Here is a 26,215-nt window from a genome sequence, read left to right as displayed (position 1 = left end):
GGCGGCGCGCAGACGCCGCTGCGGTAACCTAAGAACATTGGAGGAGACAACCATGCAGGCAAAGACACCGCGCCTACGGCGCATCCAGTGGGTCGCCATCACGTTCCTGACGCTCGCGGGCATCGTCAATTATCTCGACCGCAGCACGCTGTCCATCGCCAATCACTCGGTCAGCGGCGACCTGGGCCTCTCTGCCTCGCAGATGGGCCTGCTGCTGTCCGCGTTCTCGTTTTCGTACGCGTTCGCGCAATTGCCGATGGGCGCGCTGCTCGACCGCTTCGGCGCACGGCTGATGCTCGGCGTGGGGATGTTCGTCTGGTCGGTGGCGCAGTTGTTCGGCGGCTTCGTGCAGACCTTGCAGCAATTCCTGGTTGCGCGGATCTTTCTCGGCATCGGCGAAGCACCGCAGTTTCCCGCGGGTGCGAAAGTCGTCAGCGAGTGGTATTCGCTGCGCGAGCGCGGACGGCCCACCGGCATCTTCATCACCTCTTCGACTATCGGCCCCGCCCTCGCGCCGCCCATTCTGACGGGGCTGCTGCTCGCGTTCGGCTGGCGCTGGATGTTCATCGTGATGGGCGTGATGGGGATTGCGGTGGCGGTCAGTTGGTACCTCGTGTATCGCAACCGGCGCGAAGTCACGCTCGCCCCCGCAGAGGTCGCGCATCTGACCGAAGAGGAGCCGCACGCGCGCGCCGAGCGCCGCATGACCGGCGCCGAATGGCGCGGCCTGTTTGCCTCGCGGACCACGTGGGGCATGATCTTCGGCTTCATGGGCGTGATCTACATGGTCTGGCTGTATCTCACCTGGCTGCCGGCGTATCTCGAACACGAACGGCATCTGTCAATCGCGAAGACCGGCTGGGTCGTTTCGATTCCGTATCTGTTCGGCACGCTCGGCATGCTGTCGAGCGGCTTCGTCGCCGACGGACTGATGGCGCGCGGCATCGCCCCGATCCGCAGCCGTAAGTGGCCGATCTGCACCGGCCTGATTTTCGCGGCGGTGTTCACGGTGCCCGCCGCCTACACGCCGAATACCACGCTCGCGATCGTCTATCTGTCGCTGGCGATGTACTTCATCAACACGGCAAGCGGCGGCGCGTGGGCGCTCGTCAGTGTGGCGGCGCCGCGGCACCTGGTGGCGTCGCTCGGGAGCATCCAGAACTTCGGTGGGTATTTCGGCGGGTCGTTCGCGCCGTTCATCACGGGTGTGGTGGTCGAGCAGACGCACTCGTTCGTGGACGCCTTCCTGATCAGCGCGGGCGTGTCGTTCGCGGCGGCGCTTGTCTACATCTTCGTGGTGCGCGCGCCGATCGCCGAACGCCCGGACAGCGCCGCGGCCGCCACGCTGGCGTGAGGGTGCGATGGTCCGGGCCGACCGGCCCGGACTAGCGGAATCCAACCAGAATCAGACCGGCAGACCCAGTTCGCGCAGCTTCGCTTCGGTCTGCGCCGCGGACGTGTGATGCACGCCGTGCCAGCCGAGCGCGGTCGCGGCCTCGGCGTTCTTGAGGTTATCGTCGATGAACACGAGTTCGTGCGCTTCGATGCCGGGCAGTTGCGCCTCGATACGCCGGCGCATCTCAGCGAAGATCGCCGGATCCGGCTTCACGAGCTTCACGCGGCCGGACACCACGATGTCGCGAAACCGTCGCAGCACCGGGAAATGCTCCCACGCATAGGGAAACGTCTCGTCCGACCAGTTGGTGAGACCGAACAGCGGCACGCCTGCCGCGTCGAGCTTGTCGAGCGTCGCCACGCCGCCCTCGAGCACACCGCCGATCATCTCGTGCCAGCGCTCATAAAAGGCGCGAATCAGCGGCTCGTGATCGGGAAACCGGGCAACCAGTTCGGCGGTACCTTCCGCAATCGGCTGGCCCCCATCCTGACGGATCACCCACTCCATCGAGCAGACGTGCGTCAGAAACCAGCGACGCTCCGTCTCGTCCGGAATCAGTTCGCGAAACAGATATTCCGGGCTCCAGTCGATCAGCACGCCGCCGAAATCGAACACCACGGCTTTGATGCTCATGCGAGCTCCGTTGCCAGGACCTCGGCGAGCGGCCTCACCGAAACCCGGTTGCCCGACAGGGAGGAATGCGTCCACACGAGGTTGTAGTGCGCGACGACCTGTTCAGGGGTGAGTTCGGAGGTGTGCTGGGTGGTATGGAGATCGGAGACGATCGTAGTCCGATACCCCAGCAGGGCGGCTCGGCGCGCGCCGGTATTGACGCAAAATTCGGTCGCATACCCGCAGATCAGCAGACGGTCGACGCCCAGCCGATCGAGATGCGCCTTGAGCGGCGTTTCGTGAAACGAATCGCCGACCGATTTGCGCACGAGGATATCGTCACCGGTACGCACGAGGGAGGCGGGCAGTTGCCAGCCCGCGCTGCCGTGCTCGACTTCCGGGTCACCCTCTTCGTCGTGCTGGACGATGAAAACCGGCGCCCCGGCGGCGCGCGCCGCGGCGGTCAGACGGTTGATCCCGTCGATCACCTCCGCGCCGCGATACGCTGCGTTCGGCCCGGAGAAGAATGCCTCTTGCACATCGATCACCACCACCGCCACGCCTGGCATCGCTCGCCCTCCTCGGCTTAAATCGCTTGCGTCCGCGTTTCGAGCCAGGCCTTCGCCTCGCCCGACACATGCGGCGCAATGCGTGCGCGCACCGTCTCGTGATACGCGTTGAGCCACGCGCGCTCGTCCTCGCGCAGCATCGACAGGTCGAAGCAGCGCGTATCGATCGGGCACATCGTGAGCGTCTCGAACTTCAGGAAATCGCCGAACTCGGTCTTTTCCGCCGCGCGGTTGAGCACCAGGTTCTCGATCCGCACGCCCCATTTACCCGGCCGGTAAATGCCCGGCTCGACCGAGGTGATCATGCCCTCTTCCATGGCCGTCCACGGTTCAGCCGGCGCGTAGTGAGAAATGATCTGCGGGCCTTCGTGCACGTTCAGGAAATAGCCGACGCCATGCCCCGTGCCGTGACCGTAGTCCGCGCCCGCTTCCCAGATCGGCGCACGCGCGATCGAGTCCAGCATCGGCGAGCGGATGCCGCGCGGAAACCGCGCCCGCGAGAGCGCCATCATGCCTTTCAGCACCAGCGTGCAATCGCGCCGCTGCGCGTCGCTCAGCGTGCCGATAGGCAGGACGCGCGTGATGTCGGTCGTGCCGCTCAAATATTGGGCGCCCGAATCGATCAGCAGCAGACCGTTGCCTTCGAGGATCGAGTGCGACGCGGCGGTGGCGCGATAGTGCGGCATCGCGCCGTTCGCGTTGAAGCCGGCGATGGTCGCAAAGCTCAGCGAGATGTAGTCCGGACGCCGCGCGCGTGCCGCCGTGAGGCGTTCGTCGACGGTGAGTTCGGTCATCGTCTCGCGGCCCAGTGCGCCTTCGAACCAGGCGAAGAATTCGGCCAGCGCCGCGCCGTCCTGGTCCATGGTGGCGCGCACGTGTTCGGCGTCCGCCTCGGTCTTGCGCGACTTGAGGAAGGTGGACGGATTCACCGACTCGACGATCTTCACCGTGGAAGGCACCGATTGCAGCAGACCGAACGTGATCCGGCGCGGGTCGATCAGCAGCGTGGTGCCGCCCGGCAGCGCGGCGAGCGCATCGGCCGTCTTGTCATACGATTCGACATGGATACCGTCGCGCGCGAGCGCTTCAGCCAGCGCGCGCGGCACCTTGCCTTCGGCGACGAACAGCGAGACGCGCTCCAGCCCGATCAGCGCATGCGCGACGAACACCGGGTTGTAGCTGACGTCGGCGCCGCGCAGGTTGAACAGCCACGCGAGGTCGTCGAGCGTCGAAACGAAGTGCCATTGCGCGCCTTTTTCCTGCATCGCGCGGCGAATCTGCTCGAGCTTGTCCGAGCGCGCGACCGTCGCATGCGGCGCAGCGTGCTCGAACACCGTTTCGGTGGGCAGCGTCGGACGCTGGAGCCAGATTGCGTCGAACAGATCGACATCCGTGCGCAGCTTCACGCCGCGCGCGCTCAACGCCGAGGTCAGCGCGCGGGCCGCGGCGAGACCCAGCACCGCGCCGTCGACACCGACGGTGCTGCCGGCCGGCAGGTTCTGCGCCAGCCATTCGAAGTGCGGTTGCGACTGCTGTCCGGCCATCATTTTCATCAATTCGACGCCGGTGCCGGCCAATTGCGCGTCGGCCTGCTCCCAATAACGGCTGTCGGTCCAGACGCCGGCAAAGCCGTCCGTAACGACCAGCGTGCCGGCCGAGCCGGTAAAACCCGATAACCATTGCCGGCCTTGCCAGCGTCCGGGCAAATATTCGGACAGGTGCGGATCGGCGGACGGAACCAGATAGGCCGCGAGGCCTTCGCGCGCCATCGCGCCGCGCAGGTGAGCAATACGCTCAGGAATAGAGGAGGTTTCGGGAAGTCGGGCATTCATCGGATTCACCTGCATATGTTCATCGACGGGAGAACAAGCCGACCGTCACGGCAACGGCAATCAGCGCAACAGCCGTACATACCGGCCATTCGAGCGTATCACCATCATGGAAGAGACCCACTACGTTGCCGGCCAGGCGGGCCAACGCTGCGCCCAGCACACCGGCCAGCAGCGCCACCCAGACACGTGCGCGGCTTGTCCGCCGCAGCGGATGCAGCCACCAGCCCGCGAGGCCGATCACCACACCCAATAACACGATACCTGGCCATCCCATCAGTGGGGAACCTCACTCACTTTCGGACTCTTCTCATAGGCTTCAAGCGTTCGGGCAGCTAGCATTTTTGTCTCGTTAACTATAAAGGTCAGCACGGCGCTTTCCGCGTAGCGGTTGAGTTTAGGGGCCGGGGTCACATTTAGGCAAGCCGTAAGGTTTGCCACCCTCGCCCGCCACGCTGAAAGCGCGTTCTATGCGAATCGCCCTCATCGAGCCGGACGTGCGGCACGCGGAACTGGTCGACCGGCTCATCTTCGCCGGCGGCCATACCTGTCAGCATTTCATTGCCAGCACGCCGTTTCTCGCCAGCGCGTCCAGCCACTTCTTCGATCTCCTGCTGACCGATAGTTGGGCAGGCGACCGCCCCGCCGAAGACGTCATTCCCCGCGCCCGCGGCATTCTCCCCAGCCTTCCCGTCATCATGCTGATGTCGTCGCCACGCGAAAGCGAGATTGTCGCAGCATTGCACGCCGGTGCCGACGATTGTCTGACGAAACCGGTACGCGGTCCGGAAATGCTGGCCCGCGTCGAGGCCCTGCTGCGCCGCGCCGGTCTGCGCCGCCCGCCCAACCGCAGGCGCGACGTGTTCGGCGGCTACGTATTCGACGCCGCGCACTTTACCGTTACATTCCACGGACAGACAGTGGCACTAACCCCCAAGGAATTCCGTTTCGCGCTGCTACTATTCAATAATGTGTCGCGGCCGGTGTCGCGCGTCCACATCCTCGAGACAATATGGACGCGTCAGCGCGACGTAAGGTCGCGCACGCTCGACACGCACGCGTCGCGGGTGCGGACCAAATTGCAGTTGCGACCCGAGCACGGCTATTGCCTGACGCCGCTCTACGGCTACGGCTACCAGCTTGACGCGGTCCCGCCGGAGGGCGGCGCGGGCGGCTAAAGTGGTAGGCAGAATGAAGAAATTGCGAAAACGCTATAATATTGGGCTAAACCATAGCCCCGCATATGCAGCTTCTAACGATCGGAATCAATCACCACACCGCGCCCGTCGCCTTGCGCGAACGCGTGGCGTTTCCGCTCGAACAGATCAAGCCAGCGCTCGCGACCTTCAAGGACATCTGGCTCGGCGCCACCGCCCGGACCGCGCCTGAAGCGGCAATCCTCTCCACCTGCAACCGCACCGAGCTCTACTGCGCCACCGACGACCATGCGGTCCGCGAAGCGGCCATCCAGTGGTTCTCGCGCTATCACAACCTGCCGGTCAGCGAACTCGCGCCGCATGTGTACGCCTTGCCGCAGTCGGAAGCGGTGCGCCACGCGTTTCGGGTTGCGTCGGGGCTCGATTCCATGGTGCTCGGCGAGACGCAGATCGTCGGACAAATGAAGGATGCGGTGCGTACCGCGTCCGAAGCCGGCGCGCTCGGCACCTATCTGAACCAGTTGTTCCAGCGCACCTTCGCGGTGGCGAAGGAAGTGCGCAGTACCACGGAGATCGGGGCCCAATCGGTTTCCATGGCCGCCGCGGCCGTGCGGCTCGCGCAGCGCATTTTCGACAAGGTGGCCAACCAGCGCGTGCTGTTCATCGGCGCGGGCGAGATGATCGAGCTGTGCGCGACCCACTTCGCGGCCCAGCAGCCGCGCGAGCTGGTGGTGGCAAACCGCACCGCCGAGCGCGGCGCGCGGCTCGCCGAACGCTTCAACGGCCGGGCCATCCCCCTGGCGGATTTGCCGGCACGCATGCACGAGTTCGACATCATCGTCTCGTGCACGGCGTCCACCTTGCCGATCATCGGCCTCGGCGCAGTCGAACGTGCTGTGAAAGCGCGCCGCCACCGGCCCATTTTCATGGTCGATCTGGCCGTGCCGCGCGACATTGAACCCGAAGTCGGCAAGCTCGAAGACGTGTTTCTCTATACCGTCGACGACCTCGGCGCCATCGTGCGCGAAGGCAATGCCTCGCGCCAGGCGGCCGTCGCCCAGGCCGAAGCGATCATCGAAACGCGCGTGCAGAACTTCATGCAGTGGCTCGACGCGCGCAGCATCGTGCCGGTGATCCGCCATATGCACACCCAGGCCGACCTGCTGCGCCGCGCCGAAGTCGAACGCGCGCAAAAGGCGCTCGCCCGCGGCGACGATCCGGCCGCCGTGATCGAAGCCCTTTCGCAAGCGCTGACCAACAAGCTGATCCATGGTCCGACGCACGCACTCAATCGCGCCAGCAGTGAGAATCGCGATAAGCTCATCGAACTGATGGGCGGTTTCTACAAACACTCCGACTCTTCGGAACGTTAGCGGCGCTGCCGCTGCGCGCAGCCTTGCCAGGTGGTTTCGGCAGGCCGGCGCCGACTTCCAGGGCCTGCGCCCGCCTCCCCAGTTACGCCGTCCTTTCCGGAGCCCGCTCCGTACCGTCCGATGAAAACGAGCATGCAAAGCAAGCTCGACCAGCTCACTACCCGGCTGGCCGAACTGAACGACCTGTTGAGCCGCGAAGACATCACCGCGAATCTCGACCAATACCGCAAGCTCACGCGTGAGCACGCGGAGCTGGGGCCGGTGGTCGAACATTACGCGCTATGGCGCCAGGCCAGCAACGACGCGCTCACCGCGCAGGAACTGCTGGCCGACGCGTCGATGCGCGACTTCGCCGAAGACGAGATCCGCGCGGCACGCGAACGGATGGACAAGCTCGGCGCCGAACTGCAGAAAATGCTGCTGCCGAAAGACCCCAACGACGACCGCAACATCTTCCTCGAAATCCGCGCGGGCACCGGCGGCGACGAATCGGCGCTGTTCGCGGGCGATCTGCTGCGGATGTATCTGCGCTTCGCCGAACGCAACCGCTGGACGGTCGAAATGATGTCGGCGAGCGAATCGGATCTGGGCGGCTACAAGGAAGCAATCGTGCGAATCGCCGGCGAAGCGGCGTATTCGAAGCTCAAGTTCGAGTCCGGCGGCCACCGCGTGCAGCGCGTGCCGGCCACTGAAACCCAGGGCCGGATTCACACGTCCGCCTGCACGGTTGCGGTGATGCCCGAAGCGGATGAAATCGGCGAGGTCGAGATCAATCCCGCCGACTTGCGCATCGATACGTTCCGCGCCTCCGGCGCGGGCGGCCAGCACATCAACAAGACCGATTCGGCCGTGCGGGTCACGCACTTGCCCACCGGCATCGTCGTCGAATGTCAGGACGACCGCTCGCAGCACAAGAACAAGGACCGCGCGCTGAAGGTCCTCGCCGCGCGCATCAAGGACAAGCAGTACCACGAGCAGCACGCCAAGGAAGCCGCGACCCGCAAGAGCCTGATCGGCTCGGGCGACCGCTCCGAGCGCATTCGCACCTATAACTTCCCGCAAGGGCGGCTCACGGATCACCGTATCAACCTGACGCTGTATCGCCTCGAATCGATCATGGACGGCGATCTCGACGAACTGATCGCCGCCCTGGTCAGCGAGCATCAGGCCGAGCTGCTGGCCTCGCTCGGCGACGCGGACTAAGCGCCACCGTACGCCGCTCGCACGCACCCATCACGCCGCCATGGACAACGCCGCCGCCCTGTTACGCGCCTCCGCTTTGCCGCCGCTCGAAGCGCGCATCCTGCTCGGGCACGTGCTGGGCTGGCGCCGCACGGAGCTGATCACGCGCAGCGACGAGCCGCTCGACGCCGCGCTCGTGGCCCGCTATCAGGCGCTGGCAGCGCGGCGTCTGGCAGGCGAGCCCGTCGCGCAACTGGTCGGCGCGCGGGAGTTCTTCGGGCTCGAGTTCGAAGTCACGCCGGATGTGCTGATCCCGCGGCCAGAAACCGAATTGCTGGTCGAGACCGCGCTCGCCGCGCTCGAGGGCCTGACGCGGCCGCGGGTACTCGACCTCGGCACCGGCACCGGCGCGATTGCGGTCGCCCTTGCCTCGGTCAGGCCCGACGCGCAGGTCTGGGCCGTAGACCGCTCGGCCGACGCGCTGGCCGTCGCGACCCGCAACGCCGCGCGGCTACTGGATGCGACACGTCACGGCGGCCCGCTGCAGTTGGCGCGCAGCGACTGGTACGACGCGCTCGATCCCGCCCTGCACTTTGACGTGATCGTCAGCAATCCGCCGTATATCGCCAGTGGCGACCCGCATCTGTCCGAAGGCGATCTGCGCTTCGAACCGCGCGGCGCGTTGACCGACGAAGCCGACGGCTTAAGCGCGATCCGCGCCATCGTCGCCGATGCGCCCGCGCGCTTCGCGGAGCGCGGCGGCGTGCTCTGGCTCGAACACGGCTACGATCAGGCCGCCGCGGTACGCACCCTGCTCGACCAGGCAGGCTTCTCCGACGTGCGCTCGGAGCGCGATCTTGCCGGCATCGAACGGATCAGCGGCGGTTCGTGGCACGCGAACGTGTGACGCCGGAGCGCCGCCCGCCTGTCCGGGCGAAATCCGCTATCATTTCAATCTATCTCCCCCTTATTCCGGAACCGCAAGGTCAGTCATGGATACGCAACAACGCATCAAGCAAATCGTCGACGAAAATGCCGTCGTCCTCTTCATGAAGGGTACTGCGCAGTTTCCGATGTGCGGCTTTTCGGGCCGCGCCATTCAGATCCTGAAGGCGTGCGGCGTCGACACGATCAAGACCGTCAACGTCCTCGAAGACGACGAAGTCCGCCAGGGCATCAAGGAATTCTCCAACTGGCCGACCATTCCGCAGCTCTACGTGAAGGGCGAGTTCATCGGCGGCTCGGACATCATGATGGAGATGTATCAGAACGGCGAACTGCAGCAACTGTTTGCTGCAGCCTGATCGTTCAGCCCGTTCAGTAGACGCAACCCGGTGCCGCGAGCCATGGAAACACGCGCTGCGGCGCCTCGCCGGCTGATCATCGCGATCACCGGCGCAACGGGCGCCATCTACGGCGTCCGTTTGCTTGAAACGCTGCGCAAACTGGGCGGAGTGGAAAGCCACCTGCTGATCTCCAGCGCCGGCTGGCTCAACATCCAGCACGAACTCCAGCTCAGCAAAGAAGACCTGCATGCGCTCGCGGATGTCGTCCATTCGGTGCGCGACGTGGGCGCGAGCATCGCATCCGGCTCGTTTACGACCGACGGCATGATCGTCGCGCCCTGCTCGATGAAAACCTTGGCCAGCGTCGCACACGGCCTGTCGGACAATCTGATCACCCGCGCCGCCGACGTCACGCTCAAGGAGCGCCGCCGCCTCGTGCTGATGGTGCGCGAAACACCGTTTAACCTCGCGCATCTGCGCAACATGACCGCCGTCACCGAAATGGGCGGCATCGTCTTTCCGCCGCTGCCCGCCTTCTACAACCAGCCGGCCTCGATCGACGAAATGGTCGATCACACCGTCGAGCGCGTGCTGGACCTGTTCGCGCTGGGACCGGCGCTCGCGGCAGCATGGCCGGGACTGCGCGACGCGTCAGCCGAATAAGGCCTGGCGCCGGCCGCCGCAAACCGCGGATTAACAATGCTGGCGACACAATCAAATCCGGTTTCAGCCGTTTATCAAACGGCAGTACGCCCGTATATTGGTAGCAACCCAACTTACGAGCCGCACCCGCTGCGGACTTCGCTGCCATGACCCGCTTGCCGTCGCTGTTCCTGTCTCACGGCGCTCCCACGCTGCCGATCGATCCGTCCATGCCACGAGCCGAATTCGCCGCGCTCTCCACCCAGGTGCCGCGTCCTGAAGCCATCCTGATGCTGTCGGCTCATTGGGGCACCGCCCAGCCGCTGGCGAGCACGGCCGACCGGCCGGAGACGATTCACGACTTTTACGGCTTTCCCCGCCAGCTGTATGAGATCCAGTACCCGGCGCCGGGTGCGCCGGATGTCGCGCGACGGGCCGCCGTGCTGCTCAACGAGCACGGGCTGGTGGCCGACACCCAGTCGCACGGTCTCGATCACGGCGCGTGGGTGCCCATGCTGCTGATGTTTCCGCACGCGGATGTGCCGGTGGCTCAGTTGTCGATCCAGCCGCATAGGGACGCCGCTCATCACTTTCGCGTCGGTCGTGCCTTGCGGGCGCTGAAGGATGACGGCGTGATGGTGATCGGCTCCGGCCAGATCACGCACAATCTGCGCGCCGCCGACTTCTCCGCCCGGCCGGAAGACGCCGACCCGCGCGTCTTGGAATTCACCGACTGGTTCGAAACGAAGCTGGCCGCGCACGATACCGACGCGCTGCTCGACTATCGGCTCCAGGCGCCGCACGCGGCGCTGATGCACCCGACCGACGAGCATCTGCTGCCGGTGTTCGCCGCGCTCGGCGCTGCGGACGACGACTACACGCTCGGGATCCAGTCGCTCGGGACGTATCAGAAGGCGCTGGCGATGACGAACTACGTGTTCGGCACGGCGTAAGCGGCGACCGGCGGCGCACGGGGCGCGCCATCGGTACCTGTACCGCCCAGCGCCGCAGGGCGCCCCGCAAAGCCATAAAAAAAACCCGCCTGATTTAACAGGCGGGCTTTCTGCATCCCGGAACCGCGTCCGGGGCGAAGCTTGGACAGCGCGAGCGCTTAATGCGCGCCCATCCCTTCGAGTACTTCGTCATGGACCTGACGCTCATCGAGGTAGTCGCTGCGATAGCCCGCGTTCACGCCCCAGTAATAGAAACCCAGCGCAACCACGGCCACAACCAGCATGTCCCAGCCGTACGGCAGGATGTTATGGCCGCCGAACTGCTTGCTGCCGATCAGCGACAGGATCGCCATCACCGGCAAGTAAGCCACCAGCCACCACGCGGCCTTCAGGTCGCGCTGATAGCCGGCAAAGCCCGACTTCGCCTGGAAGTAGAAGTACACCGGCAGCGCGACGATCATCAGCAGGATGATTTCGCCCGTCAGCGGCCACTTCGCCCAGAACAGCACCATCGACGCGCAGACGAAAGCGAACGGCGCAATGATCTTCATGCCGGGGATATGCAGCGGACGGTCCAGATCGGTTGCCGCGCGGCGCAGCGCCATCAGGCTGATCGGACCCGTCAGGTACGAAATCACCGTCGCCACCGAAATCACGGCCGCCAGCGAGCTCCAGCCGCGGAAGAAGAACAGGAAGATGAACGAAACCAGCAGGTTGAACCACATCGCCTGACGCGGCACGCCGTAGATCGGGTGCACGTTGCCGAACATCTTCGGCATGGTGTTGTTGCGTTCCATGGCGTAGATCATGCGGCTCGTCGTCGCCATGTAGGTCGTGCCCGTGCCGCTCGGGCTGACGAACGCGTCGACGTACAGCAGGAACGCCAGCCAGTTCAGGTTCAGTGCAAGCGCCAGTTCGGCGAACGGCGACGCAAAGCTGAAGTGGCTCCAGCCCTTCAGCACGTCAGCCGGATTCACCGCGCCGATATACGCAATCTGCAGCAGCACGTAGATCACCAGCGCCAGCAGGATCGAGCCAATCACCGCGAACGGCACGCTGCGCGACGGGTTACGCGCTTCGCCAGCCAGGTTGATCGGGCTCTGGAAACCGTTGAACGCGAACACGATACCGCTCGTCGCCACCGCCGTGAACACCGCCGACCAGCCGTACGGAGCGAAGGTGCTCGCCTCGCCGAAGTTCTCGTGATGGAAACCCGTGGCCATCAGGCCGGCAATCGTTGCGGCGGGAATCAGAAACTTGAAGATCGTGATTGTCGTATTGGCGCGCGCAAACAGCTTCACACCCCAATAGTTCAGCATGAAATAGATAATGACGAGGATCGCCGAGAGTAATAACCCATTAGTGGTTAATGACCCATTGACGAACAATGCATGCGCCCATGGATACGGCCAGGTACTCATGTATTGAATCGACGCTTCTGCTTCAATCGGAATCACCGAGACGATGGCGATCCAGTTGGCCCATGCGCTGATGAAGCCGACAAGCGCGCCGTGCGAATAGCGCGCGTAGCGCACCATGCCGCCCGACTCGGGGAACATGGCGCCAAGCTCGGCGTAGGTCAGTGCAATCGCCAGAATCACCACGGCGCCGATGATCCAGGCGCAAATGGCTGCCGGGCCTGCAATTTTTGCCGCTTTCCACGCGCCGAACAGCCAGCCCGATCCGATGATCGAACCCAGGCCGGTCAGCAACAGCGCGAACGGGCCAATGTTCCGTTGAATAGAACCTTTCACGTCTTCTCCTATGTCGACCAGAGTTAGCGCCTCAACGCTTACTCCGGTCCCATGCAGTTGCGGTCTGAAACATGTCGGCACCGCGGCATTGCTTGTGACGCTGAAGACGGGGTGACGGCCATGATGGGCGAGGGCTTATACCGAGAATCAGGTGCAACCCTGGCGCGGCGCGTAGTTTAACGGTTGCACCGCCAGATTGCAGCGAAGCTAGGGTTATCCCTAGCAAAAAATTAAAGGGACGGCAAGTTTTGTCGGACCCCTGCGCCTGGCCCTAAAAACCTTGTAAAGATGTGTGGATACTGTTGACCTTCTCTCAAAATCGCCGTATAACGTTCGGGCAGGATTTCAAGCGGCGAGTGAATTGGTCTTTCGTAGTTCGCCCATCAACGGTACTCCGGTTGGTCCCATTACCCCCTTCCTTGATTTTCATGCACCCTCTGGGCTTCGGCCTTATTTACCATCTTTAGGAACAAGTAATATGGAAACCGGTACCGTCAAGTGGTTCAATGACGCAAAGGGCTTTGGCTTCATCACTCCCGACGGCGGCGGCGAAGATCTGTTCGCGCATTTCTCGGAAATCCGCACGGAAGGCTTCAAGACGCTGCAAGAAAACCAAAAGGTTACGTTTGAAGTGAAGACGGGCCCGAAGGGCAAGCAAGCAGCTAACATCAAGCCGGTGTAAGCGCGCGCTTCCTTCTGGACGCGAAAAACCCCGCCTCGCCGCGGGGTTTTTTTATGCCTGGTGAAAACGAACGCGTGCGGACACGCGTGGGCTGAAAAGCGGCAGTTGCGGATTAACCGAACAGCCGCCGCGCGTGAATGCCGAGGCCCGTGGCGACGCTGGCGAGGCGATCGCCGAACACCGGCCGCGCATCCGGAAACGCAGCGGACAGCGCCCCGGAAAGAAACGCGAGGCCGGTCGAACCGCCGGTGAAGTAAATCGCGCCCACGTCGCGGGGCGCCACGCCGGCCGCCTGCACGGTATCCCGCGCCGCCTGCACGATGCGCAGCGTCTCGTCGTGCCCCGCCTTGATCAGTTGCGCCTCGTCGAAGGCGAGCCGCAAATCTTCTTCCACCAGCTCCAGATCGATCATGGTCTCGCCGCCCGCGGCGACGCCGATCTTCGCCTCTTCGGCATGCGCCGCCAGCGCGTGCCCCAAACGGCGGTCGACCACCCGCATCAGGCGGTCGTGGTGGCGGGTCTCGGTAAACAGATGCCGCATCAGCACCAGTTCGCTGACCCGCTTGGGGGCGTAGACCGTGTTGATCAGGTGCCATGTGGCGAGGTCGAAATAGACCCGGTTCGGAATCTCGCGCCCTTCCGGATCCAGCGTCTGATAGCCCAGTTCCCGCAGGATGGTGGCGAGCTCGACCCGGCGGTCGAAGTCCGTACCGGCGACGTGCACGCCGTGATGCGCCAGCACGTCGTCCTTGCGCTCGGCGCGCTTTACGCGCTCCGGCCCGACTCGCACCAGCGAGAAGTCCGACGTGCCGCCGCCGATGTCGGCCACCAGCACCAGCCCTTCTGCCGTCAGATGCGACTCGTAGTCGAACGCTGCGGCAATCGGCTCGTACTGGAAGTGAATCTCCTTCAGGCCCACCGAACGCGCGGCAGCTTCCAGTTGCTGTTGCGCAAGCTGGTCGGCGCGTGGATCATCGTCAACGAAGAATACCGGGCGGCCCAGCACCGCACGGCTGATCGGACTGCCGGCGCTGGCTTCGGCGGAACGCTTCAGGTGATCGACGAAAATCGCGATCACGTCGGTGTACTTGATGGCCGAGCCGTCGCCGAGGTCGGTCGAGTTTTCCGCCAGCGGCGAGCCGAGGATGCTCTTCATCGAGCGCATCAGCCGGCCGTCGAAGCCGTCGATATACGCTTCGAGCGCCGCGCGGCCGTAGCCGGTAGTGTTCTCGTCGGTATTGAAGAAGACGGCGGTGGGCAGCGTGGTGTATGCACCTTCGACCGGCGCAAGCCGTAGCGCTGTGCCGTCAGGCACGGCAACTGCCGAATTCGAGGTGCCAAAGTCAATCGCGCAATAGGTCATGGCAGGAAATCGCCGCTCACGGCTGGCGCGGACAGAAAGGGGACGGGCTTTGTATCACGAAAGCGCGGCGAGCATCAACTAAGTCGGGGGAACGGAAATTGCTCATTTCCACAGGATACGCCATTCAAATTTCCCGCCATGAGGAGACTTGTCGCAATGAGCGAGCCGCCCATCGCAACGATGCAGGAAAAACGCAGCACCGTGATCGAAACCGATCTGCCCTCGCGGCTCGACCGCTTGCCGTGGGGCCAGTTTCATTCGCTGATCGTAGTCGCCCTCGGGGTGACGTGGCTGCTCGACGGCCTGGAGGTCACGCTGGCCGGTGCGGTGGCGAGCGCCCTGAAGGCCAGCCCGACGCTGCACTTTACCAATAGCGACGTCGGCCTGACCGGCAGCGCCTATATCGCCGGCGCCGTGCTCGGCGCGCTCGGCTTCGGCTGGCTCACCGATCGCCTCGGCCGCCGCAAGCTGTTCTTCATCACGCTGACGCTCTATCTGGCCGCCACCGCAGCCACGGCGCTATCGTGGAATCTGGCGAGCTTCCTGCTGTTTCGCTTCCTCACGGGGGCGGGTATTGGCGGCGAGTATACGGCGATCAACTCGACGATCCAGGAATTCACGCCGGCGCGCGTGCGCGGCTGGACCGACCTCGGCATCAACGGGACCTTCTGGGTGGGCGCTGCAATTGGCGCGGCCGGTTCGCTGGTGCTGCTCGACCCGCACCTGCTGCCCGCCGACTGGGGCTGGCGCGCGTGCTTCTTTATCGGCGCGGTACTGGCGCTCGCCATCCTGCCAATGCGCGCCTGGGTGCCCGAAAGCCCGCGCTGGCTGCTCACGCACAACGAGGCGCGCGAAGCCACGACGATCGTCGAGCAGATCGAAACGCGCTTTCGCCGGGCGGGGAATCGGTTAGCGGATGAGCCCCTCCACCGTCTGCGCTTGCGCACGCGCGACCACACGCCGCCCGGCGAAGTGCTCCACGCGATCTTCACGCTGCATCGGCGTCGCGCGCTGGTCGGTCTGTCGATGATGACCGCGCAGGCGTTCTTCTACAACGCGATCTTCTTCACCTACGCGCTGGTGCTGACGGATTTTTATCATGTGCCGGGCGATCATATTGGCTGGTATTTGCTGCCGTTCGCACTCGGCAATTTTCTCGGACCGCTGGTATTGGGACGCCTCTTCGACGTGATCGGCCGCCGCGCGATGATCGCGACCACGTACGCGCTGTCCGGCATTTTGCTCACCATCAGCGGCTACCTGTTCGAACAGAATCTGCTCACCGTCACCACGCAAACCATCGCGTGGATGGTGATTTTCTTCTTCGCGTCGGCAGCGGCCAGTTCCGCCTATCTGACGGTGAGCGAATCGTTCCCCCTAGAGATCCGCGCCCTGGCGATTGCGGTGTTCTACGCGTTCGGCACCGCGCTCGGCGGCATTGCCGGGCCGGCATTCTTCGGACGACTGATCGATACGCATCAGCGCAGCGCGGTCTTTACGGGCTATCTGGTCGGCTCGGCGCTGATGGTTGGCGCGGCGGTGGTAGCCGCGATCTGGGGCGTCGATGCGGAGCGCAAATCGCTCGAGAGCGTCGCCACTCCGTTATCCGCGCTGGCGGATGACGAGTAAATAAAAAAACGCGCGGCCCGATGGACCACGCGTTTCTCATCTGACCGGCTACGCCGTTAAAACCGGCTTAGCGGGGCCATGCCGGCCAACCTCTCAGAATGCCTTCTTCCACACGCCGTTATAAGCGATCTCGCCCAGCGGGAAGCGCGTTCGCACCGACTTCTCGCGCTCGCGCAGCACCGGGTCGAGCTTCTCGACTTCGCCGAAATGGCCAAGCGAAATCATCGCGATCACTTCGACATCGTCGGGGATCGCAAACGCCTTGCGGAATGCCGGGACGTCGAAGCCGCTCATCTGGTGGGCCGCGAGGCCCAGCGCGTGGGCTTGCAGCACCAGCGACATCGCCGCCGCACCTGCATCGTAGGCGGCACAGCGGTTCACTTCACCTTTGCTGGTCAGCGTGTGCGTGGTGACGGCGATCAGCACCGGCGCCGGTGCATTCCAGCCCTGGTTGAACGGCACCAGGGTGGCGAAGGCGCGCTTGAACGAGACTTCGTCGGTGCTGCGATCGAACACGACGAAACGCCACGGCTGCGAGTTGTACGACGAAGGCGCCCAGCGGGCCGCTTCAAGAACCGCATGCAGATGCTCGCGGCTGACCGGCTCGCTCGAATACGCGCGCGGGCTCCAGCGGCCTGCAATCAGTTCATGAATGGGAACTGCGGTTGGGGCGGGTTTGTTGGCCATGCGTTTCTCTCAGTCGAAATTCATGATCGACGGGCGGCTGCCCGGGGCCACATAGCATAACCGGCCTTTCCGACGCGTGCTTCAGAACGGACTGATAAAGCGCATTCGAGCGCTGCGTAGGGCGCGAGCCGAGCCGCCAATGCCCGGCGGCCCCCTAGCGCCCTACACGCGTCCTACACCGGCTGCGGTACAACCGGACGCTCGCCGCGGTTGATACGCAGCACGATCACCGATGCGACGAGGCACAGACCGCCCGAGATCATCGACGCCACCGTGTAAGTACCGAGGCTCGCGCGCAGCATGCCGGCGCCGAGCGCCGCGAAGGCCGCGCCGAGCTGGTGTCCCGCCACCACCCAGCCGAACACGACCGGCGCCGCTTCCTTGCCGTAGACATCGGTCGCAAGACGCACGGTAGGCGGGACGGTGGCGATCCAGTCGAGACCGTAGAACACCGCGAAGATCGGCAGGCCGAAGAAGTCGATGCCGAACGCGTGCGGCAGATACATGAGCGAGAGGCCGCGCAGACCGTAGTACCAGAACAGCAGCACGCGGCTGTTGAAGCGGTCCGACAGCCAACCCGACAGCGTCGTGCCGAACAGATCGAAGATGCCCATGGCGGCCAGCAGCGACGCGCCCTGCACTTCGGTCAAGCCGTGGTCGCTGCACATCGCGATCAGATGCGTGCCGACATAGCCGTTCGTGCTCGCGCCGCAAATGAAGAAGCTGAAAAACAGCAGCCAGAAATCGCGCGTCTTGCTAGCCATTCCCAGCGTGCCGAAGGCGATTGCCAGCGGGTTCTGTTTCGTGACCTGGGTGTTGAGCGGCGCGTCGGCCGGTTCGCCGAACGGGCGCAGCGTCAGGTCGGCGGGGCGCTCGGGCAGCAGGAACGCGACCAGCGGCAACACGATCGCCGCCGCGCCGGCGACCACCCAGACCACCGGACGCCAGCCGTGATGCTCGGCAATCGCCGCGAGCAGGGGCAGGAACACCAGCTGACCGGTCGCCGAACTGGCTGTGAGGATACCCATTACCAACCCGCGATGCGTGGTGAACCAGCGGTTCACGACCGTCGCCGACAGCGACAGCGCCGCGACACCCGTCGAACCGCCGACCATCACGCCCCAGATCAGGATCATCTGCCACGGATGCGTCATCAGCGACGACAGCGCCACGCCGGCCGCCATCGTCGCGAGCGCGATCAGCACCGTCGGGCGTACGCCGAAGCGCTGCATCGCCGCCGCCGCGAACGGTCCCATCAAGCCGTACAGCGCGATATTCACCGAAATCGCAAGCGAGATCGTCGCCCGGCTCCAGCCGAACTGATGCTCGAGCGGCACCATCATCACGCTGGGCGTCGCGCGCGTGCCCGCCGCGGCCAGCAACACCAGAAACACCACCGCCACGGTCAGCCAACCGTAGTGGAAGCGCCCACCAATCATTCTCGCTGCCCAGTTCATCGGATCTCCAGTTGGCGCGCCGTCTTCCTGACGCCGCTGCCTCGCCTATTGTTACTGCTTTCGTAAAGGACTTGTGACAGATCAGTCACAATGGTGTTGCGATCTTAGTTACCGCTCGGTAACATGTCAAGGCATCAACAACCCAGTGTGCGACCACCATGTCAGAGCGTGAAACCGCTACGCCGGCCAGGGCAACCCGCCGTGCCCGCACCCAGACCGCCGGGCCGCAGGCGCAGGAGCATCTGCTGCAGGCCGCGGGCGAGCTGTTTTATGAGGAAGGGGTGCGGGCGGTGGGTGTCGATGCGGTGGTCGAGCGGGCCGGCGTCAACAAGATGAGCCTGTACCGCCAGTTTTCGTCGAAGGACGACCTGGTGCTCGCTTACCTGGAGCGCAAGGACACGCAGTTTTTCGGCTATGTCGAAGCGAGCGTCGCGAAGCATCCGGGCGAGCCGGCCAGACAGCTTGTGCAGTACTTCGACGACCTGGCCGTGCGGGCGTCGAACGAAGGCTATCGCGGGTGCCCGTTTGTGAACGTCGCCGTCGAATTTCCGGACGCCTCCCATGCCGCACGGCGCTTTGTCGCCGGCAACAAGGCGCGTCTGATGGCGCGCATCACCGCGCTGGCCACCGAAGCCGGCGCCGACGACCCCGTGGCGCTGGCCAACGGGCTCGGGCTGCTGATCGAAGGCGTGTATGCCGCGAGCCAGACCTATGGACCGGGCTGCGGGCCGATTCTGGCCGCGCCGCGCGTGGCGGCGCAGTTGATCGCCGCGGCCTGTTCGAAGACAGCGGGCGCGAACTAGCTCGTCAACCCGGGGCGGCGGGTTGCAATGAGCGGCGCCGGTAAAATGGCGTTTTCAAGCACGTTGCCCCACCATGCCGCCGTCCACCGACTCCCCCGCCACCATCCTTGCCGCGACTCGCCACTGGCTGACCCGCGCGGTCATCGGCCTGAACCTGTGTCCGTTCGCCAAGGCCGTGCACGTGAAGAACCAGATCCACTACGCGATCAGCGAAGCAACCGATCTGGAAGGCGTCCTGATGGATCTCGAAGCCGAGTTGCAAGCGCTCGCGCAGGCCGATCCAGCCGAAGTGGATACCACGCTGCTGATTCTCCCGCACGCACTCGCCGACTTCATCGAATACAACGACTGTCTGTTTTTTGCGGAGCGGATGCTCAGGCAATTGCGCCTCGAAGGCGAACTGCAGATCGCGAGTTTTCATCCGCAATACCAGTTCGAAGGCAGCGAGGCGGACGATATCGAGAACTACACGAACCGGGCCCCGTATCCGATCCTGCACCTGCTGCGGGAGGCGAGCATCGAGCGCGCGGTAGAGGCGTTTCCCGACGCCGCGGACATCTACGAACGCAATCAGGAAACGCTGAGGCGGTTGGGACTGGCCGGCTGGGAAAAGTGGATGAACGAGCCCGCCGACGAGTAAGCGGCCGCGTTCCAGGCGGCGAACAGGGTCCACCTCACCTCGCCTTGCCGCCTCGAATATCTTCAGGCCTCCTGAGGCTTCGTCAGGCCCCCTAAGGCCCCCCCAACCGTCCTCAGTCTTCGTCAGGCCGCCTCAAGCCTCGACGAAAAACCGCTCGCGCAGCTCCGCCAGCCCGAGCGTCTCCATCACCTCATTGAGCCGCTCCGACGGGCGGCGGCGCGGCAAGTCCTTGTACTGGGCAATGATGAGTTCGTTCTTCATCGAATGCTCCCAGCCCACCAGTTCGGTCACGCTCACCTGATAGCCATGCGCCTCGAGCTGCAGACAGCGCAGCACGTTGGTGATCTGGCTGCCGAATTCCCGCGTGTGCAGGGGATGGCGCCAGATTTCCGTCAGCGCGTTGCCGAGCGACTTGCCCTTGTTCTGACGCAGCACGCCGGCGACTTCGGCCTGACAGCAGGGCACCACCACGATGTACTTCGCGTGTTTCTGCAAGGCGAAGCGAATCGCGTCGTCCGTCGCGGTATTGCATGCGTGCAGCGCCGTGACGATATCGATCGTGGCCGGCAGGCGCTCCGAGCCAATCGACTCCGCCACCGACAGATTCAGAAACGACATCCCCTTGAAGCCGAGCCGGGCCGCCAGCGCCTCGGAACTCGTCACCAGTTCTTCGCGCGTCTCGATGCCGTAGATGTGCGAATTATCCTGTTGCTCCTTGAAAAACAGGTCATACAGGATAAAACCAAGGTATGACTTGCCCGCGCCGTGATCGACGAGGGTCAGGTCGCCCTGGGTTTCTTTCAGATCTTTCAGCAGCGGCTCGATGAACTGGAACAGGTGATAGACCTGCTTCAGCTTGCGGCGGCTGTCCTGATTCATTTTGCCGTCGCGCGTCAGGATATGCAGTTCCTTGAGCAGTTCGACGGATTGGTTGGGGCGAATTTCGTGAGTTTTGCTGGACATCGTACGGACCGCCATCGATTGCACGGCGAACGTGCGACAGGCGACGGAAAAAGAGAAAAGTTGCTGCCAGTTTACCCAAAGCGCGGCACACCCACCGATTGATTGCCGCCAACGATGCGCGAAGCGCGTTTTTCCTGGAACACTTCCTGCTCTGAAAAGGGTGCGGAACGTAGGCAAAACACGACGCGAGACGCGCAGCAAGCGAAGCATGCGGCCCGAAGCCCCTCGGCAGGCCGCATGAAGAACAAAGACACGCAGCCGGCCGCCGGCCTGTTCAGGCGAACCGCATGCGTGTGGGGAGGTCGGACCCGGAACACGGGTGCGAACGTTACGTAACCTGCAGTGCGCCGCGATCTCAACCGGAAGCGCGCTCAGAATAATTGAGGCGGCAATGGATACGATACCCAACGGCAACGCCGAACAGAAATTCCAGGAACTGTTGACCAAGCTGATGGCAACACCTGCGTGGACAGAAAAACAGCAGCTCGAACTGGAAATGGCGCGTGACATCTCCGTGGAGATGCTGCGCCTCGCCGAGTTGATGCGCGACGGCAGCGTCGACCTCGAAACCTGTCTGACGATGCTCAAATACGCGAAAGTGCTCGATTTCGTGATGACCACGCTCGCGTCGCGGCGCGATATCAAGCCGCAAACGCTGCGGGTGATTTTCAAGCTCGCCGGACTCAAGGTCGACGAAGAGTATCCGGGCTGAGGTTCGGACCGTCCTGAGGCGATGAACCGGTGAACCGCCCCGCCCTATACGGCCGTATGCGCAGCAGCGCTGCGGCCGTGAGCGGCATTTGAGTGGCATTTGAGCCGCATTTCCCCGCAGACACTTCCCTCTGGTGTATCCGCAAACCGGCTTGACCAGGTGAGCGGCGCCCTCCTATTATCGGCAACGGGTCAGGCCGATATCAGTACGCACACAAAACAGTCTCGCCGCTAGAGCGCGACGCACAGGTCCGATCCACCCCCACCCGCCCGGCATCGAAGCGGACCGCGCCATCCCCACCCCGGATGCCGCCCACGGAGGAGACGTTGTCATGAGAAAAATGCGTTGGGTCGTGATTTTTCTGTGCTTTCTGGCCATTGCCGTCAACTACGTCGACCGGGCCAATCTCGCGGTCGCCGCACCGCAGATCGAAAAGGCGCTCGGTATCGGACCGGCAGAAATGGGCCTCATCCTGAGCGGCTTTTTCTGGACTTATGCGTTCATGCAGATGCCGTTCGGCTGGTTTATCGACCGGGTCGGCGCCCGCATTGCACTGCCGCTGGCGGTGGGCTGGTGGTCGCTGTTCACGGCCGCCACGGCCGTCACGACGAGCGTCGGCGCGATGTTCGGCTGCCGTCTGATGCTCGGCATCGGCGAGGCCGGCGCCTATCCGTCGTGCGCGAAACTGGTCGCGCAGTGGTTCAAGCCGGCGCAGCGGGCCATCGCCACCAGCATCTTCGATAGCGGCTCGCGGGTCGGCTCGGCGCTGTCGATTCCGGTCGTTGCGTTGATCATCAGCAGCGCGGGGTGGAAGGCGTCGTTCATTGTCACCGGCCTGCTCGGCGCGGTGTGGATTGTCGGCTGGCTGGCGATCTACCGCAGCCCCGCCCACGGCGACATGACCGGCCCCGACGATATCGTGCCGCCACGCCAGGCACCCGCCGGCGAGCCGCACGCGAGCTGGGTGTCGCTGTTTCGCCACCGCACGCTGTGGGGCATGATGCTCGGCTTCTTCTGCCTGAACTTCGTGATCTACTTCTTCATCACCTGGTTTCCGAGCTATCTGGTGCAGACGCGCGGCTTCTCGCTCAAATCGCTCGGCACGCTCGGGATGATTCCGGCGTTGATCTCGATTCCCGGCGGCTGGCTCGGCGGGTTCGTCTCCGATGCGCTGTACCGGCGCGGCTGGAGCCTCACCGCATCGCGCAAGACCTGCATGGTGGGCGGGATGCTGATGTCGTCGGTGATTACCCTGTCGGCCTTTACGTCGGACGTGTACCTGATGCTCGCGTGCTTCGGCATCGCTTACGGCAGCCTCGCGTTCGCCGCGGCGAGCATCTGGTCGCTGCCCGCCGACGTCGCCCCCACTCCGCACCACGTCGCGTCGATCAGCGGGATCCAGAACTTCGCGTCGAACCTGGCAGGCATCGTCATCACCACCTTCACCGGCGTGATGGTCGCGCTGACCAAGGGCTCGTTCACGATTCCGCTGATCGTCGCGGGCGGATTCTGCTTTCTGGGGGCGTTCAGCTATCTCGTGATTGTGGGCAAGATCGAGCCCTTGCCGACCAGGCCGGACGGACGCAACGAGCCGGAGACGATGCACTCGCCGGTTTGATTCGTTGTGCGGGTTGAAGAACCAGGCACGTTGCAGGTAGGTCGCAGGATAGCGTCCAATGCCGGGCATGACTTGAGTTGGTCCTCGCGGGGCAGTCGTGCGGCCGCGTGCCGCGTTTGCCCCCGGGCAGCACGCAGTGTGAAAATAGCGGGCTTTGCGTCGCCAGCCGTGGCAAGCTGGCCGCGCACCCCGCCTTTTTCACACCTTCGTGCCCACCGCCTCGCCCCTCACCCGAATGCACAGCATGCCCACCTTGCCTGAATCCGTTTGTGTCGCCGTAGTCGGCGGCGGCCCCGCCGGGCTGATGGCCGCCGAGGCCCTGGCGCTCGGCGGCGTGCGCGTCGACGTATACGACGCGATGCCGTCGGTCGGGCGCAAATTCCTGATGGCGGGCAAAGGCGGCATGAACATCACACACTCGGAGCCGCTCGAGCCGTTCCTCGGGCGCTACGGCGCGAGGCAGCCGCAGATCGCCCCGCTACTCGCGGCGTTCGGCCCGGACGCGCTGCGCACATGGCTGCAGGAGCTCGGCGTCGAAACTTTTGTGGGCAGTTCGGGCCGCGTGTTTCCCACCGACATGAAAGCGGCGCCGATGCTGCGCGCCTGGCTGCATCGTCTGAAAGAGGCCGGCGTGCGCTTTCACATGCGGCACAAGTGGGTGGGATGGAGCAGCGACGATGTCGCGGATACCGTGGCCGGCGCGCGTCCCACGCTGCGCTTCATGACGCCATCGGGCGAGCAGCAGGTGAGTGCCGACGCCGTGGTGTTCGCGCTCGGCGGCGCAAGCTGGCCGCGCCTTGGCTCGGATGCGGCGTGGGTTCCGCTGATGAGCGAACGCGACGTGCCGGTCGAGCCGCTACGTCCGGCCAACTGCGGCTTCGACGCCAACTGGAGCGACTACTTCCGCGAGCGCTACGCGGGACAGCCGGTGAAGCCCGTAGCCATCACGCTGACCGACGTCGATGGCGGCGTGCAGCATCGGCAAGGCGAGTTCATCGTCACCGAAACGGGCATCGAGGGCAGTCTGGTGTACGCGCTGTCGGCGCCGATCCGCGAGCGGTTACGGGCCGATGCCGAGGTGACGATCACGCTCGATCTCCTGCCCGGACACACCGCGCAACGCGTGCTGGACGAAGTCACCCGGCCGCGCGGCTCGCGTTCGATGTCGAGTCATCTGCAAAGCCGCCTTGGCCTCGCCGGGGTCAAGCTCGGATTGCTGCACGAGGCGCTCTCGAAGGAGGCCTTCACCGATGCGACGCGCCTCGCCCAGACGATCAAGGCGTTGCCGTTGAAGCTCGTGCGTCCGCGCCCGATTGAAGAAGCCATCAGCAGCGCGGGCGGCATTCCCTTTGAGGCGCTGGATTCGCAGTTGATGATCGGGCAGGTGCCGGGCGTGTTCTGCGCCGGCGAAATGCTCGACTGGGAGGCCCCGACCGGGGGTTACCTGCTCACCGCGTGCTTCGCGAGCGGGCTCGTGGCGGGGCGCGGCGCGCTGGCTTATCTGGCAGGCGCAGGAAGCTGAGGCCGCCAGGGCTGACGCGGTGTTCGCGCGTCGGGTTCACGCGCCGGGTTCGCGCCCGCCGTCGAAAAACCGGCGGACGCTTGGCGTCCTAGCGCGCCTTCAAGCGCCACAGCGACGTCACTTCCGCCACGCGTGCGGCATGCAACGGATCGGTCTCGTCCGACGACTTCGGATGCCGCGGCCGGATATCTTCCCGGCCGACCACAACGAGCCCCGCCTTTTCGATCGCCGCGAGCAGAAACTCACGGCTGCGCAGGCCGAGATGCTCGGCGAAGTCCGAGAGAATCAGCCAGCCCTCGCCCCCGGGCGACAGATGTTCCGCCAGCCCGTTCAGGAAGCCGAGCAGCATGCGGCTTTCCATATCGTAGACGGCGTATTCGATCGGCGACGCGGGCCGCGCCGGCACCCACGGCGGGTTGCAGATCACGAGCGGCGCGCGGCCCTCGGGGAACAGATCCGCCTCGATCACCTCGACCTGCTGGGCATAGCCGAGGCGCGTCAGATTCTCGCGCGCGCAGGCCAGCGCACGCGGGTCCTGATCGGTGGCGACGATCTTCTTCACGCCGCGTTTGGCCAGCAGGGCGGCGAGCACGCCCGTGCCGGTGCCGATATCGAACGCTTTGTTCAGCGACGGCAGCGGCGTGCGCGCCACGAGGTCGACATACTCGCCGCGCACCGGCGAGAACACGCCGTAGTGCGGATGAATGCGCTCGCCGAGCTCGGGAATCTCCACGCCCTTCTTGCGCCATTCGTGCGCGCCGATCAGACCGAGCAGTTCGCGCAACGACACCACGGACGGTTCGTCGGTCGGCGGCCCGTAGGTCTCCGCACAGGCCTGCTGCACTTCCGGCGCGCGGCGCAGGGGGATCGCGTAAGTGGCGTCGAGCGGGATCAGCAGCATGCCCAGCGTGCGGGCGCGCTGCGACTGCGCCTGACGGTGGAAATTGAAGGCGTCGAGCAACGTCTCGGCCGGCTTGCGCGGCTTGCGTTCGACGCGGCGCGTCACCGCTTGCAACAGTTGGCGGGCGTTCTGGAAATCGCCTTGCCACAGCAGCGCCGTCCCTTCGCAGGCAAGGCGGTAGGCGGTGTCCGCGGTGGTGCGGTCATCGGCCACGACGACCCGTTTGGGCGGCGGCACTGCCGCCTCCGAGCGCCAGAGGGCAGAGCGCGGGCCGTCGGCTTCGGGCCAGGTAATGGTGGCGGGGACTGTGGGAGTGGCAGGCAAAGGCATGGTGAACCAGGAAGTGTTTTCTCGGGATAACGCGGCGAAACATCGCGTCATGGGCGGCGGGTGGCCAGTGCGACCGTCGGCGGCGCCGATTGATGCCCGAATAGTACCCCCTGTGTCCAGCGTGCGGGCTGCGGTGTTCGTTGGCGGCGTGTTCT

Annotated in this window: 25 protein-coding genes; 15 read left to right on the top strand and 10 right to left on the bottom strand. The window is 64.6% G+C overall.

Annotation, left to right across the window (positions count from 1 at the left end):
* The first annotated feature begins 52 nt into the window (after positions 1-52).
* A complete protein-coding gene (locus BUS12_RS33350; protein WP_074301512.1) occupies positions 53-1,354 on the top strand; it encodes an MFS transporter in 1,302 nt (433 codons plus the stop codon).
* A gap of 51 nt (positions 1,355-1,405) precedes the next feature.
* Here BUS12_RS33350 and BUS12_RS33345 read toward each other — a convergent pair whose 3' ends face one another.
* From BUS12_RS33345 to BUS12_RS33330, 4 genes are read right to left on the bottom strand one after another with little or no spacing between them, the layout of a single operon-like run.
* Complete coding sequence (locus BUS12_RS33345; protein ID WP_074301511.1) at positions 1,406-2,029, bottom strand: HAD family hydrolase; 624 nt, start codon at positions 2,027-2,029, stop codon at positions 1,406-1,408.
* The gene (locus BUS12_RS33340; protein ID WP_074301510.1) at positions 2,026-2,577 is read right to left on the bottom strand and encodes an isochorismatase family protein; all 552 of its coding nucleotides are present in this window, start codon (positions 2,575-2,577) and stop codon (positions 2,026-2,028) included. The genes BUS12_RS33345 and BUS12_RS33340 overlap by 4 nt, the downstream gene beginning before the upstream one ends.
* A gap of 17 nt (positions 2,578-2,594) precedes the next feature.
* The gene (locus BUS12_RS33335; RefSeq protein WP_074301836.1) at positions 2,595-4,409 is read right to left on the bottom strand and encodes an aminopeptidase P family protein; all 1,815 of its coding nucleotides are present in this window, start codon (positions 4,407-4,409) and stop codon (positions 2,595-2,597) included.
* 19 nt (positions 4,410-4,428) lie between these two features.
* On the bottom strand, positions 4,429-4,683 hold the full coding sequence (locus BUS12_RS33330) for a hypothetical protein (RefSeq protein WP_074301509.1): 255 nt from the start codon (positions 4,681-4,683) through the stop codon (positions 4,429-4,431).
* A gap of 193 nt (positions 4,684-4,876) precedes the next feature.
* On the opposite strand from BUS12_RS33330, the gene BUS12_RS33325 reads away from it, so the two are divergent.
* The 7 genes from BUS12_RS33325 (at position 4,877) to BUS12_RS33295 (ending at position 10,999) form a co-directional block, all read left to right on the top strand.
* The gene (locus tag BUS12_RS33325) at positions 4,877-5,584 is read left to right on the top strand and encodes a response regulator transcription factor (protein ID WP_074301508.1); all 708 of its coding nucleotides are present in this window, start codon (positions 4,877-4,879) and stop codon (positions 5,582-5,584) included.
* 65 nt (positions 5,585-5,649) lie between these two features.
* Positions 5,650-6,936, top strand: coding sequence for a glutamyl-tRNA reductase (gene hemA / locus BUS12_RS33320; RefSeq protein WP_074301507.1), 1,287 nt, complete (start codon positions 5,650-5,652; stop codon positions 6,934-6,936).
* Positions 6,937-7,056: 120 nt separating this feature from the next.
* Positions 7,057-8,139, top strand: a complete 1,083-nt coding sequence (prfA, locus tag BUS12_RS33315) for a peptide chain release factor 1 (RefSeq protein ID WP_074301506.1) — start codon at positions 7,057-7,059, stop codon at positions 8,137-8,139.
* A gap of 40 nt (positions 8,140-8,179) precedes the next feature.
* Positions 8,180-9,025 (top strand): peptide chain release factor N(5)-glutamine methyltransferase, encoded by an 846-nt coding sequence (prmC, locus tag BUS12_RS33310; protein ID WP_074301505.1) that lies wholly within the window; start codon positions 8,180-8,182, stop codon positions 9,023-9,025.
* An 85-nt stretch (positions 9,026-9,110) separates the two neighbouring features.
* The gene (grxD, locus tag BUS12_RS33305) at positions 9,111-9,422 is read left to right on the top strand and encodes a Grx4 family monothiol glutaredoxin (protein ID WP_074301504.1); all 312 of its coding nucleotides are present in this window, start codon (positions 9,111-9,113) and stop codon (positions 9,420-9,422) included.
* A gap of 42 nt (positions 9,423-9,464) precedes the next feature.
* Positions 9,465-10,067, top strand: a complete 603-nt coding sequence (locus BUS12_RS33300) for a UbiX family flavin prenyltransferase (protein WP_074301503.1) — start codon at positions 9,465-9,467, stop codon at positions 10,065-10,067.
* Between the two features lie 146 nt (positions 10,068-10,213).
* The gene (locus BUS12_RS33295) at positions 10,214-10,999 is read left to right on the top strand and encodes a DODA-type extradiol aromatic ring-opening family dioxygenase (protein ID WP_074301502.1); all 786 of its coding nucleotides are present in this window, start codon (positions 10,214-10,216) and stop codon (positions 10,997-10,999) included.
* Positions 11,000-11,157: 158 nt separating this feature from the next.
* On the opposite strand, the gene BUS12_RS33290 is transcribed toward BUS12_RS33295, so the two are convergent.
* On the bottom strand, positions 11,158-12,753 hold the full coding sequence (locus BUS12_RS33290) for an APC family permease (RefSeq protein ID WP_074301501.1): 1,596 nt from the start codon (positions 12,751-12,753) through the stop codon (positions 11,158-11,160).
* A 478-nt stretch (positions 12,754-13,231) separates the two neighbouring features.
* Between BUS12_RS33290 and BUS12_RS33285 the strand changes: the two genes are divergently transcribed.
* Positions 13,232-13,435 carry a cold-shock protein gene (locus tag BUS12_RS33285; RefSeq protein WP_007180251.1) on the top strand — a complete coding sequence of 68 codons (204 nt, stop codon included), beginning with the start codon at positions 13,232-13,234 and terminating at the stop codon, positions 13,433-13,435.
* A gap of 112 nt (positions 13,436-13,547) precedes the next feature.
* On the opposite strand, the gene BUS12_RS33280 is transcribed toward BUS12_RS33285, so the two are convergent.
* The gene (locus BUS12_RS33280; RefSeq protein ID WP_074301500.1) at positions 13,548-14,798 is read right to left on the bottom strand and encodes an Hsp70 family protein; all 1,251 of its coding nucleotides are present in this window, start codon (positions 14,796-14,798) and stop codon (positions 13,548-13,550) included.
* A 156-nt stretch (positions 14,799-14,954) separates the two neighbouring features.
* On the opposite strand from BUS12_RS33280, the gene BUS12_RS33275 reads away from it, so the two are divergent.
* Positions 14,955-16,427 carry an MFS transporter gene (locus BUS12_RS33275; protein WP_074301499.1) on the top strand — a complete coding sequence of 491 codons (1,473 nt, stop codon included), beginning with the start codon at positions 14,955-14,957 and terminating at the stop codon, positions 16,425-16,427.
* A 93-nt stretch (positions 16,428-16,520) separates the two neighbouring features.
* Here the strand turns inward: BUS12_RS33275 and BUS12_RS33270 are convergent, their stop codons facing one another.
* Both BUS12_RS33270 and BUS12_RS33265 read right to left on the bottom strand, forming a co-directional pair.
* Positions 16,521-17,114 (bottom strand): nitroreductase family protein, encoded by a 594-nt coding sequence (locus BUS12_RS33270; RefSeq protein ID WP_074301498.1) that lies wholly within the window; start codon positions 17,112-17,114, stop codon positions 16,521-16,523.
* 173 nt (positions 17,115-17,287) lie between these two features.
* On the bottom strand, positions 17,288-18,571 hold the full coding sequence (locus BUS12_RS33265; protein WP_074301497.1) for an MFS transporter: 1,284 nt from the start codon (positions 18,569-18,571) through the stop codon (positions 17,288-17,290).
* Between the two features lie 158 nt (positions 18,572-18,729).
* Here BUS12_RS33265 and BUS12_RS33260 point away from each other — a divergent pair, with 158 nt between their 5' ends.
* A complete protein-coding gene (locus BUS12_RS33260; RefSeq protein ID WP_074301496.1) occupies positions 18,730-19,374 on the top strand; it encodes a TetR/AcrR family transcriptional regulator in 645 nt (214 codons plus the stop codon).
* Positions 19,375-19,447: 73 nt separating this feature from the next.
* Positions 19,448-20,014, top strand: a complete 567-nt coding sequence (locus BUS12_RS33255; protein ID WP_074301495.1) for a DUF1415 domain-containing protein — start codon at positions 19,448-19,450, stop codon at positions 20,012-20,014.
* Between the two features lie 132 nt (positions 20,015-20,146).
* Here the strand turns inward: BUS12_RS33255 and BUS12_RS33250 are convergent, their stop codons facing one another.
* Positions 20,147-20,977 (bottom strand): class I SAM-dependent methyltransferase, encoded by an 831-nt coding sequence (locus BUS12_RS33250; protein WP_074301494.1) that lies wholly within the window; start codon positions 20,975-20,977, stop codon positions 20,147-20,149.
* A gap of 391 nt (positions 20,978-21,368) precedes the next feature.
* Here BUS12_RS33250 and BUS12_RS33245 point away from each other — a divergent pair, with 391 nt between their 5' ends.
* The 3 genes from BUS12_RS33245 to BUS12_RS33235 all read left to right on the top strand — a co-directional run bounded on the left by BUS12_RS33245 (position 21,369) and on the right by BUS12_RS33235 (position 24,829).
* Complete coding sequence (locus BUS12_RS33245) at positions 21,369-21,689, top strand: type II toxin-antitoxin system HicA family toxin (protein ID WP_074301493.1); 321 nt, start codon at positions 21,369-21,371, stop codon at positions 21,687-21,689.
* A 331-nt stretch (positions 21,690-22,020) separates the two neighbouring features.
* Positions 22,021-23,307: an MFS transporter gene (locus BUS12_RS33240; RefSeq protein WP_074301492.1), complete on the top strand. Its 1,287-nt coding sequence runs from the start codon at positions 22,021-22,023 to the stop codon at positions 23,305-23,307.
* A gap of 244 nt (positions 23,308-23,551) precedes the next feature.
* Positions 23,552-24,829 carry a TIGR03862 family flavoprotein gene (locus BUS12_RS33235; RefSeq protein ID WP_074301491.1) on the top strand — a complete coding sequence of 426 codons (1,278 nt, stop codon included), beginning with the start codon at positions 23,552-23,554 and terminating at the stop codon, positions 24,827-24,829.
* 88 nt (positions 24,830-24,917) lie between these two features.
* Here the strand turns inward: BUS12_RS33235 and BUS12_RS33230 are convergent, their stop codons facing one another.
* Positions 24,918-26,060, bottom strand: coding sequence for a methyltransferase (locus tag BUS12_RS33230; protein ID WP_074301490.1), 1,143 nt, complete (start codon positions 26,058-26,060; stop codon positions 24,918-24,920).
* Between the last annotated feature and the right edge of the window lie 155 nt (positions 26,061-26,215).

It is taken from the genome of Paraburkholderia phenazinium (assembly GCF_900142845.1).
Taxonomy (GTDB): Bacteria; Pseudomonadota; Gammaproteobacteria; order Burkholderiales; family Burkholderiaceae; genus Paraburkholderia; species Paraburkholderia phenazinium_A.
This window is presented reverse-complemented; position numbering and strand designations above follow the sequence as displayed.